The 12985-nt window shown below is 42.9% G+C and carries 12 protein-coding genes; 2 read left to right on the forward strand and 10 right to left on the reverse strand.

The window, feature by feature from the left end; genetic code table 11:
* The 8 genes from K941_RS17480 to K941_RS0102990 all read right to left on the reverse strand — a co-directional run.
* A partial coding sequence (locus tag K941_RS17480) for an IS1/IS1595 family N-terminal zinc-binding domain-containing protein (RefSeq protein ID WP_029102438.1) occupies positions 1-206 on the reverse strand: 206 nt, incomplete at its 3' end.
* Between the two features lie 190 nt (positions 207-396).
* Positions 397-783 carry a putative molybdenum carrier protein gene (locus K941_RS14560; protein WP_228130355.1) on the reverse strand — a complete coding sequence of 129 codons (387 nt, stop codon included), beginning with the start codon at positions 781-783 and terminating at the stop codon, positions 397-399.
* A 61-nt stretch (positions 784-844) separates the two neighbouring features.
* A complete protein-coding gene (gene carB / locus K941_RS0102965; protein WP_029102439.1) occupies positions 845-4075 on the reverse strand; it encodes a carbamoyl-phosphate synthase large subunit in 3231 nt (1076 codons plus the stop codon).
* A 12-nt stretch (positions 4076-4087) separates the two neighbouring features.
* Entirely contained in the window at positions 4088-4723 is a 636-nt protein-coding gene (locus K941_RS0102970; RefSeq protein ID WP_029102440.1) for a toll/interleukin-1 receptor domain-containing protein, read from the reverse strand.
* 197 nt (positions 4724-4920) lie between these two features.
* Positions 4921-5583 (reverse strand): Fic family protein, encoded by a 663-nt coding sequence (locus K941_RS0102975; RefSeq protein WP_208854351.1) that lies wholly within the window; start codon positions 5581-5583, stop codon positions 4921-4923.
* A gap of 5 nt (positions 5584-5588) precedes the next feature.
* The gene (locus tag K941_RS0102980; protein WP_029102442.1) at positions 5589-6527 is read right to left on the reverse strand and encodes a restriction endonuclease; all 939 of its coding nucleotides are present in this window, start codon (positions 6525-6527) and stop codon (positions 5589-5591) included.
* A 67-nt stretch (positions 6528-6594) separates the two neighbouring features.
* The gene (gene carA / locus K941_RS0102985) at positions 6595-7740 is read right to left on the reverse strand and encodes a glutamine-hydrolyzing carbamoyl-phosphate synthase small subunit (RefSeq protein WP_029102443.1); all 1146 of its coding nucleotides are present in this window, start codon (positions 7738-7740) and stop codon (positions 6595-6597) included.
* 434 nt (positions 7741-8174) lie between these two features.
* Positions 8175-9002 (reverse strand): helix-turn-helix domain-containing protein, encoded by an 828-nt coding sequence (locus K941_RS0102990; RefSeq protein ID WP_029102444.1) that lies wholly within the window; start codon positions 9000-9002, stop codon positions 8175-8177.
* Between the two features lie 206 nt (positions 9003-9208).
* On the opposite strand from K941_RS0102990, the gene K941_RS0102995 reads away from it, so the two are divergent.
* A complete protein-coding gene (locus K941_RS0102995; protein WP_029102445.1) occupies positions 9209-10051 on the forward strand; it encodes a cysteine hydrolase family protein in 843 nt (280 codons plus the stop codon).
* A gap of 132 nt (positions 10052-10183) precedes the next feature.
* On the forward strand, positions 10184-11167 hold the full coding sequence (locus K941_RS0103000) for an SLAC1 family transporter (RefSeq protein WP_036387358.1): 984 nt from the start codon (positions 10184-10186) through the stop codon (positions 11165-11167).
* A gap of 15 nt (positions 11168-11182) precedes the next feature.
* Here the strand turns inward: K941_RS0103000 and K941_RS0103005 are convergent, their stop codons facing one another.
* Positions 11183-11959 carry a TatD family hydrolase gene (locus tag K941_RS0103005; RefSeq protein ID WP_029102447.1) on the reverse strand — a complete coding sequence of 259 codons (777 nt, stop codon included), beginning with the start codon at positions 11957-11959 and terminating at the stop codon, positions 11183-11185.
* 221 nt (positions 11960-12180) lie between these two features.
* Positions 12181-12972, reverse strand: a complete 792-nt coding sequence (map, locus tag K941_RS0103010; protein ID WP_029102448.1) for a type I methionyl aminopeptidase — start codon at positions 12970-12972, stop codon at positions 12181-12183.
* Positions 12973-12985 lie beyond the last annotated feature (13 nt).

Below are 12985 nucleotides of genomic sequence, written 5' to 3' on the forward strand. Positions count from 1 at the left end.
CGACCAATTGAACGAAAGCCCAAACCTTCTAGATACATATTGATTGCCATTTGCTTGGTTTCTTCGCTTTTATGATGCGTTGGTTTATGTACTGAAAAGTAATGATTGCAACCTTTGCACTTATAGCGTTGTCTGCCATTGTTAAAACCTGCTTTGACAAAGTGTTTGTGCTTACATTTAGGACAACTATCAAATGTTTCGTTCATTGGTTTTTACTCTATGGCAAAGTATTGAGCTATTTTAACTTATGTATTTGTTTTTAACAATACCAAATCATTTAAACGCTATGTTAGCACAAATCTTTATTTATCAGATATTTATCAATGGCAAGTTCAACGGTCTCTTTGGTAAAGGCTTGAATGGTTGGTACAACCGAGCCACGAGAACCACCAAAATTTAGCGTTTTAATGTCATATTTTTAATAAAATCAATGAGATAATCAGATGCCACGTCCACCGAAAACGCCTTCATATCAATGAGTAAATATGGTTTATGCTGGCTGATACACGTTTTTAGGGTTAATTCTGTGCCACTTTTTGGGGTGATTTGGGCGTGGTAAATAATCACAGTCGCATCGCTGTCTATCACGTTTTGGCGAGTGCGTTTGCGATAGCTTGCACCCATTAGGGGCGTGAGCGGATATTTATCATCAATGATACCATCTTCGGCTCGCCTGTCTTCGGGGCAATGTCCACCGCACGGCATACCACGAGATAACGCACCGTCCAACGAACCCCTATCCACGCCTGTTTGTCCGCCTGAGATGATTTTTAGAAAAGTCATGATGTTCCTTAAAAATTAACCGCCATTATCTCTAATAGCGGTTAATTGTAATACGAACAAATTATAAATCTTGCAATTTATAAACATTAAACGGCAATGTCGTCTCATAGGCCTCACACACCGCACGCCCTGCGTTTAGCGTGGTTGCAATGAGCACCTTGTTTTGCAAGGCTTCACGGCGGATTGGGAAGGAGTCTTCTAACGCCTGTTTGCCTTCGGTGGTGTTAATGGCAAGATGAATCTGACCGTTTTTCATCATATCCACGATGTGCGGACGACCTTCGCTGACCTTATTGACACGCTCACACGCCACACCAGCGTCCGTAAGCACGTCATGCGTACCGCCTGTGGCAACGATGTTAAAGCCAAAGCCTGCCAGACGTTTTGCCACGTCCACAACCCCTGCTTTATCGCTATCACGCACCGAGATAAAGACGGTTTTGGTCTCGCCGTCCTGTGGCAAGCCTGTCAATCTGTCGCCTGCCCCAAGCGTTGCCTTATAATATGCCTCACCAAAGGTCTGACCCACGCCCATGACCTCGCCTGTGGATTTCATCTCAGGGCCTAAAATGGGGTCTACGCCTTGGAATTTGGCAAAAGGGAACACCGCTTCTTTGACTGAGAAGTGTTTTGGCACAATCTCGCTGACAAAGTTTTGCTCCGCCAACGTCTGTCCTGCCATACAGCGAGCGGCGACTTTTGCCAAAGACGTGCCGATACATTTTGAGACAAATGGTACGGTTCGGGAAGCTCGTGGGTTTACTTCTAGAATATAAATCTCATCGCCTTTGACGGCAAATTGTACGTTCATAAGACCGACCACGCCAAGCTCTTTTGCCATGGCGATGGTTTGTTTTCTCATCTCGTCTTGAATGTCTTGCCCTAGCGAATAAGGTGGAATGGAACATGCCGAGTCGCCTGAGTGAACACCTGCTTGCTCAATGTGTTGCATGATACCGCCAATCACCACGTCTTTGCCGTCCGATACGCAGTCCACGTCCACTTCAATGGCATCGTCTAAGAAACGGTCAAGCAGGACAGGAGCCTCGTTAGACGCTTGCACCGCCTCACGCAGGTAGCGTTTTAGTTCGTCTTCATTATAGATAATCTCCATGGCACGACCGCCAAGCACATAGGACGGACGCACCACGAGCGGATAGCCGACTTTTACCGCCTCACGAATGCCTTCTTCTGATGATTTGACAATGCTGTTATTAGGTTGTCTTAGGTTTAGCTTGTTAATCATCTGCTGGAAACGCTCACGGTCTTCGGCACGGTCAATCGCATCAGGGCTTGTCCCGATGATAGGCACGCCTGCTTCTTCTAGGCTACGGGCAAGTTTCAAGGGCGTTTGTCCGCCATATTGCACAATCACGCCCTTAGGATTTTCGGTGCGGACGATTTCTAGCACGTCTTCTAGGGTAATCGGCTCGAAATACAAACGGTCTGACGTGTCGTAGTCGGTTGAGACGGTCTCTGGGTTGCAGTTTACCATAATGGTTTCATAGCCATCTTCACGCATGGCAAGGGCGGCATGAACACAGCAGTAGTCAAACTCAATGCCTTGTCCGATACGGTTTGGGCCCCCGCCGATGACCATAATTTTGTCTTTGTTGGTTGGGCGTGCCTCGCACTCATCATCATAGCTTGAATACATATAGGCAGTATTGGACGCAAATTCTCCAGCACAAGTGTCCACTCGTTTATAAATCGGATATACGCCCAAATTCCAACGCTGTTTACGGAATTGTTTTTGGCTAATACCCATAAGATTGGCAATGCGTAAATCACTCATGCCTTTACGTTTAAAGGTGCGGATATTCTCGGCGGTCAAATCGCCAAAGCCTAGCGTTTTAATCTTGCTTTCGGTCTTAACAATATCTTCAATTTGCACCAAGAACCAACGGTCAATCTTGGTTAATTCAAACACTTCATCAAGGCTAAATCCATGACGAAACGCTTCGGCAAGATAAAAAATGCGTTCAGGCGTGGGAATACTTAGGCGGTTTTTAATTTCAGAAACAATGGCATTTGCCGATTTGTTTTCCAAATTCATCACTTCATCAAAGCCTGTCGCCCCTGTTTCTAGTCCACGCAGTGCCTTTTGCATGGATTCTTGGAAATTGCGACCGATTGCCATGACCTCCCCCACCGATTTCATTTGCGTGGTTAGCACAGGCTCGGCTTGTGGGAATTTTTCAAAGTTAAAGCGTGGGATTTTGGTAACGACATAGTCAATGGACGGCTCAAAAGACGCAGGGGTAACACCGCCTGTGATGTCATTTTTTAGCTCATCAAGCGTGTAGCCGACCGCCAATTTGGCAGCGATTTTGGCAATCGGAAAGCCTGTTGCCTTAGACGCCAACGCTGACGAACGACTCACACGGGGGTTCATCTCAATGACGACCATGCGACCGTCTTTGGGATTGATACCAAACTGCACGTTTGAGCCACCTGTCTCCACGCCAATCTCACGCAAAACCGCGATAGACGCGTTACGCATGAGCTGATATTCTTTGTCGGTCAAGGTTTGAGCAGGGGCAACGGTGATTGAGTCGCCTGTATGCACGCCCATGGGGTCAAAGTTTTCAATAGAGCAGACGATGATACAGTTGTCGTTTTTGTCTCGCACGACTTCCATTTCGTACTCTTTCCAGCCGATAAGACTTTCGTCAATCAGTAGCTGATGAGTGGGCGACAAGTCAAAACCACGCTGGCAAATTTCCAAAAACTCTTCTTTATTATAGGCAATACCGCCGCCACTTCCGCCCATGGTAAAAGATGGACGGATAATCACAGGAAAACCAAAACGGGACTGGATTTCTAGGGCCTCATCCATGGTCTCGGCAATGTCGGCTTTGGGGCATTCAAGACCGATTTTTTTCATCGCCTTGTCAAATAGGTTGCGGTCTTCGGCTTTTTCAATGGCTTCTTTGGTTGCACCAATCAGCTCACAGCCGTACTGTTTTAGCACGCCGTTTGCGTCCAGTGCCAACGCACAGTTGAGTGCCGTCTGTCCGCCCATGGTCGGTAGTACCGCATCAGGGCGTTCTTTTTCAATGATTTTGGCAACGGTTTGCCAAGTAATTGGCTCAATGTAGGTCGCATCCGCCATTGAAGGGTCGGTCATAATCGTGGCTGGGTTGGAATTGACCAAAATCACACGAAAGCCTTCTTCACGCAAGGCTTTGCACGCTTGGGCACCAGAATAGTCAAATTCACAGGCTTGTCCAATCACAATCGGACCTGCCCCGATGATTAAAATGGATTTTATGTCGGTACGCTTTGGCATAGGGGTCTCTCTTTACAGTTTTAATTTTCGGTTAAGTAAATCCACAACATCATTCAAACAACAACCATTATTCCACTCCATATATTTCCTACTTGAAATCAACTTTGGAATATCGGTTTTGTCTTTCATATCTACAATAACTAGACTATTATCATCAAATACAAGGTCAATCATTGAGGATAATTCCTCTTTTGCCCATTTGCTATTAAAAAAGTTTTCTGTAACAACAAAAATAGCAAACTCAGAATTATCAATCCCCTCACTTACCTTTTGATATATATTATCACCATAATCTATCTCATACTTATCAAGCCAGACAGGGATTTGTCGACTTTGTAGATATTCATATATTGGCTCTACAATTTTTTCTTTATCCAATGATGAATGGCTTAGAAATATTTTTGGAATATGTGTATATACTTTTTTATAGCTTGGATTTAATTCTTGTAATCTATTTTCTTCAACAAAAAAGAATAAGAAACTAGAATTTTCATTAATCAAAAAATCAATCATATCAAAATTTTTTCTATTGAAGTTTATTGCATTACCAGAACGAAGTAGTTCAATGTTCCTAATATTTCTCTTTATTATCTTATCGGGAAAATTTTCTCTCAACCATTCATCAAATTTTTTTTCTAGCAGTTTCATTTACAAAAAATACCTCTAAATGGAATTGTAAATTGTATGGGCTATTATTTACATATACACAACAATCATAAATTTCATCTTCTGAAAAATTATTTAAAATAGCTTTAATAAAAGGTTTTTCTAATGACCTTTTAGCATAACTTAATTCAAAAAAATAAAAAATATCTACCATTGGTTAATTACCTAATAAAAAATAGCTAAATCGTTATTCCATATAAACAATGTTCATAAGTCCAAAGAATGATTTTTTCATCATTATTTGTTTCATAAAATTCGGATAATAAAGCATTCCAAATTTCAAGCTGACTTTCATTGATATTTAACACGCCACAGCCCGCCATTATGAGCTGATAATTGGCACAAATTAAAGCGGTGCGTTTATTACCGTCCCAAAATAACTGACTTCTCATCATATAATACATTGTTTTTAAAATACGATGTGTATTTGATATTGGCAAGGTTTTAAAATCATTGAAAGTTTTTTCAACATCAATTTGCACAGGAATATCTGGCACATAGCTGACTCCACTAATGCCGACATTTCCTGTGCGTAATTCCCCCCAAGCCAAACTTTCATTGTAAGCAACATAAGAATTGACTTTACAAGCAAATGTCAAATCAAATTCACTCTCTGCTGATAGAATAAACTGCCACGCATTTTTTAAATTTAACACCACTTGAATGTCGTGGGTAGAAACACCACTTATGCCCATACCATCAATAATGGTTTTGGTCTGGGGAAAAGTGGTATTTACCTTTTCTAGCCGTGAAATACTGTGAATGACTTCCACAATATTTTTACGAGCCAAAAAACGATTTTGTTCAAGGGTTAGGTTGAATTTATCTAAAATTTGTGGCATTCTAATTACTCAAAAAAATCTTCGTCAATTTCACAAATTTCAAGCACTTCTTTGATTTGAATGCCAACTTTATACTTAATCATTAAAGTAACTAATTCTTGCCCATCAATCAAGATAATTTTATCTGATAATTTTTGAGCTGATTCTTTGGCAGATGTAGTAAATGATGAAGTGGTAATAAAAACGCCTTTATTTGCACCTTGAACTTGTAAAGAACCAGCAAAATTACGAACAGCACCATCGCCTACACTACTATCACTAGCGTAGCGTTTAGCTTGAATGTGGATTTTTTGAATACCCAGTGGGTCTTGTTTAATCACACCATCAATGCCACCATCGTGTGATTTACCAGTATGTTCAAATAAATTTTCTTTACCGCCATACCCCATCGCAAGCAATAATTTTAATACCGCTTTTTCGAAAAATAGCGGTGTGCCTTGTTGTAATTTATTTAACAATTCAACCGCAATTTCTGTTTCAATTTCTTTAATGGCATTTTTAGCTTGTGTTTCAAAATCAACATTCTCAATCTCCTGATTGTCATTATTGTCAAAATATTTTTCAATATCCTTAGATTGAGATTGTTTTCTTTCTAAAATACTTTTTTGATAATTATCCCATTCAGTCAATCCTATGAATTCTTTTTGACTAATTTCTGCTTTATCTTTCCACTCATTATACATTTGCAAACCTAGTGGTGTAATATGATAAGTCGAACGGCTGATACGATTTAAAATCCCTGCTTTGGTAAAGCTAGAAACCGCCCAAGCCAATGAATTCAATAAACGACTTTGTCCTGATGAAATTTTTTGATTCACCTCATCATCACTAATTTTTGCCAAATCAATCACTTCTTGATAAATTTCTTGTGATTTTCGGATTTTGTTATCCGTCATCAAACGCAGTACCCAAACTCGTGATTGATTGTGATTATTTATGACCATTTATCTTCTAATCCAATGCTTATAAAGTTGGTATTGCCACAACAAGCAATACCAACCAATCTTCATTTTACGCCTTAAACTTCTCAATCTCCCTCACAAACCTGTCAAACAACGGTGAACAATCGTGCGGACCAGGGCTTGCTTCTGGGTGTCCTTGAAAACTAAATGCCACTCTATCGGTGCGTTCAATGCCTTGATTGGTGCCATCAAACAGCGAGCGGTGGGTCGCTCGCAAAGTGCTTGGCAGGGTCGCTTCATCTACCGCAAAGCCGTGATTTTGTGAAGTAATCATCACCGTGCCATTGTCCAAATCTTGTACAGGGTGGTTGGCACCGTGATGACCGTGATTCATTTTTAGGGTTTTTGCCCCGCTTGCCAATGCCAAAAGCTGATGACCCAAACAAATACCAAACACAGGAATGTTGGTGGTTTCAATAATGGTGCGAATGCTGTCAATGGCATAATCACACGCAGACGGGTCGCCAGGTCCATTGGATAAGAAAATGCCGTCTGGATTCATGTCTAGTACGTCTTTGGCAGGGGTTTGGGCAGGGACGACCGTCAAGCGACAGCCCCTATCGGCAAGCATACGCAAAATGTTGGTTTTTACGCCATAATCATAGGCAACAACGTGGTATTTCAGCTCAGGCTTGGTAAAGCCCACGCCCAGCTCCCATGAGCCTTGTGTCCATGTAAAGCCATCTTTATCACAGCATTCTTTTGCCAAATCAAGTCCGTTCATGTCAGGGGCGTTTTTGGCAAGTTCCAATGCTCTTTCTAAGGCGTGCTCCACGTCATCGCCCACAACGATTGCTCCGTTTTGAGCCCCTTTTTCACGCAGAATACGGGTCAGTTTACGAGTGTCAATATCGCCAATCGCCACAACATTGTGCTTGATAAGGTATTCAGACAGCGACATCTGGCTTCTAAAATTACTATGAAGCAGTGGCAAATCACGGATAATCAGACCGCTTGCCCATACTTTGTGAATGCGTCCAGACTCAGTGTCTTCTTCGTTACAGCCTGTGTTGCCGATGTGCGGATAGGTCAGCGTAACCATTTGTTTGGCGTAGCTTGGGTCGGTGAGAATCTCTTGGTAGCCTGTCATGGCGGTGTTAAAGACGACTTCACCGACCGTCTCACCGTCCGCCCCAATACTAACACCGTGAAAAATTGTACCGTCTTGTAGGGCTAAAATGGCTTTTTTGGTCATGACACGCTCCGCTAAATAGATGATAAATATTATAAGAAATGTTATTGTTGGCAAATTTTAGACAAAATTTTTTGGCAAAACTGCCATAATCTAAAATTTAGGGCGTGCCTGCCTTTTGTATTTGCAATGAAAAATGAGAAAAATCGCCCGTTTTTCAAGGAAAAAGTGAAGTTTGATAGTCATTCTATCAAACGAGCTTTTATTATGAAAAATAGGATTTAGCCATTTTTCATGCAAAAACATCATTTTATTTCTACGAAATTTGTAAATTTTAAATTGTGTTATAAAGGGCAGGCACGCCCTAGACACAAAAAAGCGAATGATTAAAAATAAACTCAACTTTGCTCAAATAAGGGGCAAAAGTAAAGTTGTATTTTCATAATCACTCGCTTGTCGTAGATTTTGGTTATTATATACAAAAAAACAGCTTTTTTCTACCATTTTTTATCAAAATTTTCGCCAAGCCACTCACTTGGTGTTTTGCCAATTTCCTTGACAAAGGCTCGTGTCAAAGAAGCATTATGACTGTAGCCCACCCTTTGGGCAACCACCGCCACAGGCAAGCCCTTTTTTAAAAGCATTTGGGCAAGGCTAATCCGCCAAGTCGTCAAATAATCACTGGGCGACACCCCCATCACTTCCTTAAAATAGTTGCCAAATTTGGCTTTGGACATAAAGACCTTATCCGCCATCGTTTGTAAATCCCAAGCGTGGACAGGATTTTGATGAATGTCCAGCAACAGCGGAGCAAGGGCGGTATCGGTCAAACCCCTTAATAGCCCCACTTTAATAAGCCCCTTTTCTAAGCATTCTCGCACCACCAAAATCAACACATAGCCACACAGATACGAAATGAGTGCCTGATGACCGCATTTGGGCGACTGGCTTTCTTTAAAAATCTGCTGTGCCACCGTCATCAAATGGGGCATATCGTCCAAAAACAAAATGGCAATCTGCGTCAAATCATAAATGAGCGGATTTTGAATGTCTTGCCCAAAATCAAAACTGACACAAAACACCTGCAAATCATCGCTGGTAGGCTCAACACGGTGTAAACAGCCAGCGGGCGAAAACAGCACACAAGGACGGTCAATGACCATCGGCGGCTGTCCTTTTTGAATTAAACGGCAACTGCCTTGATAAATAAAGTGTAAATAGCCCTTATTTGGCTCATCAAACTGCCCCATACGGCACAATAGCCCCACAAAAAACAGCTCGGTGCGAAAGGAAAATTGGGTAAATAAATGGGTTAAAGCGTCCATAGATAGATTTTTTCATCAATAAGAATTATTCTAACAAAAAGTACGATACACAACAACAAAATAAGATTTTGGTTAAATTATCAATGCGATTGGTTAAATTGATAAGGAAAAATAATCCTATAATAAGCACCAAGTTTGATAAGGCAGATTATCAAATGATTGATTTTAAATAACAATGTTAAAGGTGCAATTTAAAAGGTGTAATTATGTCAGAACAAATCATCAACGAACAAGAAACCATTGATACTACTCGCCGTAGTGTCGCCAAAATCGCAATGAGTGCAGGCGTGCTTGGAGCAATGGGGCTTGGTAGCCTTGCCCACGCCGCTCCCAAAGCAAGCAAAACCGTTACCAAAAGCCCCTATGCCGAACCTGACGAGTACGGACTTGAACGCCCTGGTATGAAAATTGACCCAAAACGAGTGGCGTTGGTGGTGGTGGACCCACAAAACGACTTTTTAAGCCCAAATGGCGTGATGTGGGGCGTGCTAAAAGACAGTATCATTGAAAACAACACCGTTGAAAATATTGAAAGCCTGTTTAAAGCTGCCAAAAAAGTGGATATGCCCGTCATCGTCTCGCCCCACTACTATTACCCAACTGACCACCAATGGGAGTTTATGGCACCAGGCGAAAACTTTATGCACAAAACCAATATGTTCGCTCGCAAAAGTGCATACAGTATGGACGGCTTTGAAGGCTCTGGAGCGGACTTTGTGGAACGCTATAAGCCTTATATTTTTGACGGCAAAACCACCATTTGCTCACCGCACAAAATCTTTGGCCCTGAAACCAGCGATGTGGTGTTACAGCTTAGAAAACGCAAAATTGACCAAGTGATTTTGGCGGGTATGGCAGCCAACTTGTGCATTGAATCGCACTTGCGTGAACTTGTAGAACAAGGCTTTGAAGTTACTGTGGTCAAAGATGCCACCGCAGGGCCTCGTATTCCAGAAGGTGATGGTTATTTGGCAGCTCTGGTAAACTTCCGTCTGATTGCCAATGACCTATGGACAACCAAAGAGACGGTCAAGAAAATGGGGGTGTGATTGCCTGTTTGAATTGACCTTAAAACCCTAAATTGGCATTCAAACCGTCTTTTGTGATACGGGCAAAAGGCGGTTTTGGCATTTATAATTTTAACGCAATAATTAACATACAATCTCTTAAAAGTTTGCACAATGAACACCGACAAGCAGATATTTTTGGGAAAAACGCCCCTGCCAGCGTCATTTTTCGCTATGCCACTTGGGCTTGGGGCATTTGCTTTGACTTGGCACCACACAAACAAAACATTTGCCTTTGGCGATATGATCAGTCAAGCACTTGGCATATTGGCGATTGGGTGTTGGCTGTTGTTTTTGGGATTGTACCTACACAAAGCCCTCTATCATCGCAGACATTGGCTTGATGAGCTGCATTGCCCTGTTCGCTTTGCCTTTGTGGTGCTGATTTTTGTTAGTGGTATGATTGTCGGCGAGCTTTTGATGATTTGGCATTATGAATTTTTGGGCAAATCGCTGATTTATTTGTTTGTGGGTTTGCAGTTATTATACGGTGTTTGGCGGATTGCCACGCTTTGGCAGGGCGAAGAATTTAAGCAACAATCCACCCTACCGCCCTTTTATTTGCCAGCCGTTGCCAGCAATTTTACCAGTGCTGGTGCATTAAGTTTGCTTGGGCTAAATGACTGGGCAATGCTGTTTTTTGGGGCAGGATTGCTTGCTTGGCTGATGTTTGAGCCTGCGCTACTGCAACATCTTCGCACCCAAGAAATCCCCACCAAACTGCGAGCTACTTTTGGTATCATTTTAGCCCCTGCCTTTGTGGGGGCAAATGCCTATATCGCCACGACAGGGCAGGTGGATATGGTCGCCAGAATGCTGATTGGTTATGGCATTTTGCAACTGCTGTTTTTGGCAAGGTTATTTACTTGGGTGTTGAAGGCAGGGGTTGGGGCAAGTTTGTGGAGCTTTTCGTTTGGCTTAGCATCAATGGCAAGCGTTGGCATCGCCCTGTATCAGCACAATGTATTATCGTCTTTGGGTGTGATGATGTTTGTTTTTGCCAACATTGCCCTGATTGCCCTGCTTATTTTGACAGTGTTTAGATTGGTGCAGGGCAGATATTTTGGCATTATCAGTCCATCAACTGAACCAAACTGATGTACCGCACCTGATTTAATCATATTGATTTAACAGCTCATCAAAGTTTTTGGCAGTCATCAACCCAATCTTCCCCGCCGATTTGCCAAAAATATCGCCCAAAGCCTTTGCCACGTATGGCACAAAAGACGGCTCATTATCCCGCCCACGTTTTGGCACAGGGGCAAGATAGGGGCTGTCGGTCTCTATTAAAATTCGGTCAAGGGGTAATTTTTTGGCAACTTCTTGCAGTTCCACCGACTTTTTAAAACTGACAATGCCAGAAAACGAAATATAAAGCCCCATATCAAGGGCGGTTTTGGCAAAGGCATAATCTTCGGTAAAACAGTGGATAATGCCGTGTTCGCACTTTTCAGCTTTTAGTAGGTCAAGCGTGTCGTGATAGGCACTGCGGGTGTGGACGATGATGGGCTTTTTTAGGGTTTGGCTTGCGTGAATGTGCGTGGCAAAGCTATGTTTTTGCTCAGCTTTCTTGGTGTCGTCCCAATGATAATCAAGCCCTGTTTCGCCAAATGCCCATACCTTGTCGTCATTTAACCGCACAAAATTGTCCACGCTCACCGCCTTTAAAATCGCCTTGTCTTGGCAAGGATGCAAGCCGATACTCATGCCGATGTTGATGTCGTTATTGGATAAATCTACCCACTGTCTGATGTCGTCAATCTCGCCAAATTCACAGCAGATTGCCATGATACGGCTTACGTTCATCTCTTTTAGATTGGCAAGTAGGGCAGGTTTGTCGTGTTGGTAAGTGTCTAAATAGGTCAAATGGGCGTGGGTGTCGGTGTACATATTGCTGTTCTTGTTTATTGATGACTGTTTGATTGCTTAAAATGGTGAGTGGTTAAAATTGGTTTGTGATAAAAGGGTCGGGTTTGTGCTAGGTGCATGACGAGCTGTTTGCTAAAACCGACCGTATTGGCAGGAGTGCAAATGTGGCATGGTAGGTCAAAAACTCAACGAGAAAAACCAATGGCTCAGTCGAGTCTTTGTTTTGGTGTCAGGCTTGGTATCTAGCTTTTCACCCAGCTCAAATCCTCGTCAGGTCGCCCTGTGGTGATGATACAGCCATTATCAGTAACGATGAGTGTATGCTCCCATTGGGCGGAGAGTTTGCGGTCTTTGGTGATAGCCGTCCAACCGTCTTTCATGATTTTGGTTTGCCATACGCCTTGGTTAATCATCGGCTCAATGGTCAGTGCCATGCCGGTTTTTAGCTCCACGCCTGTCCCTGCTTTGCCGTAGTGTAGTACTTGGGGTTCGCAGTGGAACTCCGTGCCAATGCCATGACCACAAAACTCACGCACGATAGAAAACCGCTCGGGTAGGACAATCTTTTCAATCTCCGCCCCGATGTCGCCAAGTTTTGCTCCGTTTTTGACCACACTGATACCAGCATACAGAGCGTCTTGGGCGACTGTACATAGGCGGTTTGCCATGACTGAGCCTTCGCCGATAATCCACATGGCGGACGTGTCGCCATAGTAGCCGTCTTTGATGACCGTTACGTCAATGTTGATGATGTCGCCGTCCTTTAAGATACGCTCGTGGTCGGGCATGCCATGGCACACCACATGGTTGATAGACGTGCATAGGGTGTAGGGGTAGCCGTGGTAGTTTAGGCAAGCAGGAATGGCGTTTTGGACTTCGGTGATGTGCTTGTACGCCAAATCATCCAAAAAGCCCGTGCTTACCCCTGCCTTGACGTGAGGGTCTAGCATTTGTAGGACTTCACTGGCAAGTTGTCCTGCCACTTTCATCTTTTCAATGCCGTCTTTGTTTAATAGGGGGATAACTTTACTCATGGGATTCTCTTTT

The organism is Moraxella caprae DSM 19149 (genome assembly GCF_000426885.1).
Taxonomy (GTDB): domain Bacteria; phylum Pseudomonadota; class Gammaproteobacteria; order Pseudomonadales; family Moraxellaceae; genus Moraxella; species Moraxella caprae.

What these genes read in the sequence shown, in the direction of transcription:
- carA (WP_029102443.1), bottom strand. Translation starts at nt 7,740, where the DNA reads ATGACCAAAAAAGCCATTTTAGCCCTACAAGACGGTACAATTTTTCAC.
- K941_RS0102970 (WP_029102440.1), bottom strand. Translation starts at nt 4,723, where the DNA reads ATGAAACTGCTAGAAAAAAAATTTGATGAATGGTTGAGAGAAAATTTT.
- K941_RS0102980 (WP_029102442.1), bottom strand. Translation starts at nt 6,527, where the DNA reads ATGGTCATAAATAATCACAATCAATCACGAGTTTGGGTACTGCGTTTG.
- K941_RS14560 (WP_228130355.1), bottom strand. Translation starts at nt 783, where the DNA reads ATGACTTTTCTAAAAATCATCTCAGGCGGACAAACAGGCGTGGATAGG.
- K941_RS0103000 (WP_036387358.1), top strand. Translation starts at nt 10,184, where the DNA reads ATGAACACCGACAAGCAGATATTTTTGGGAAAAACGCCCCTGCCAGCG.
- carB (WP_029102439.1), bottom strand. Translation starts at nt 4,075, where the DNA reads ATGCCAAAGCGTACCGACATAAAATCCATTTTAATCATCGGGGCAGGT.
- map (WP_029102448.1), bottom strand. Translation starts at nt 12,972, where the DNA reads ATGAGTAAAGTTATCCCCCTATTAAACAAAGACGGCATTGAAAAGATG.
- K941_RS0102975 (WP_208854351.1), bottom strand. Translation starts at nt 5,583, where the DNA reads ATGCCACAAATTTTAGATAAATTCAACCTAACCCTTGAACAAAATCGT.
- K941_RS0102995 (WP_029102445.1), top strand. Translation starts at nt 9,209, where the DNA reads ATGTCAGAACAAATCATCAACGAACAAGAAACCATTGATACTACTCGC.
- K941_RS0103005 (WP_029102447.1), bottom strand. Translation starts at nt 11,959, where the DNA reads ATGTACACCGACACCCACGCCCATTTGACCTATTTAGACACTTACCAA.
- K941_RS0102990 (WP_029102444.1), bottom strand. Translation starts at nt 9,002, where the DNA reads ATGGACGCTTTAACCCATTTATTTACCCAATTTTCCTTTCGCACCGAG.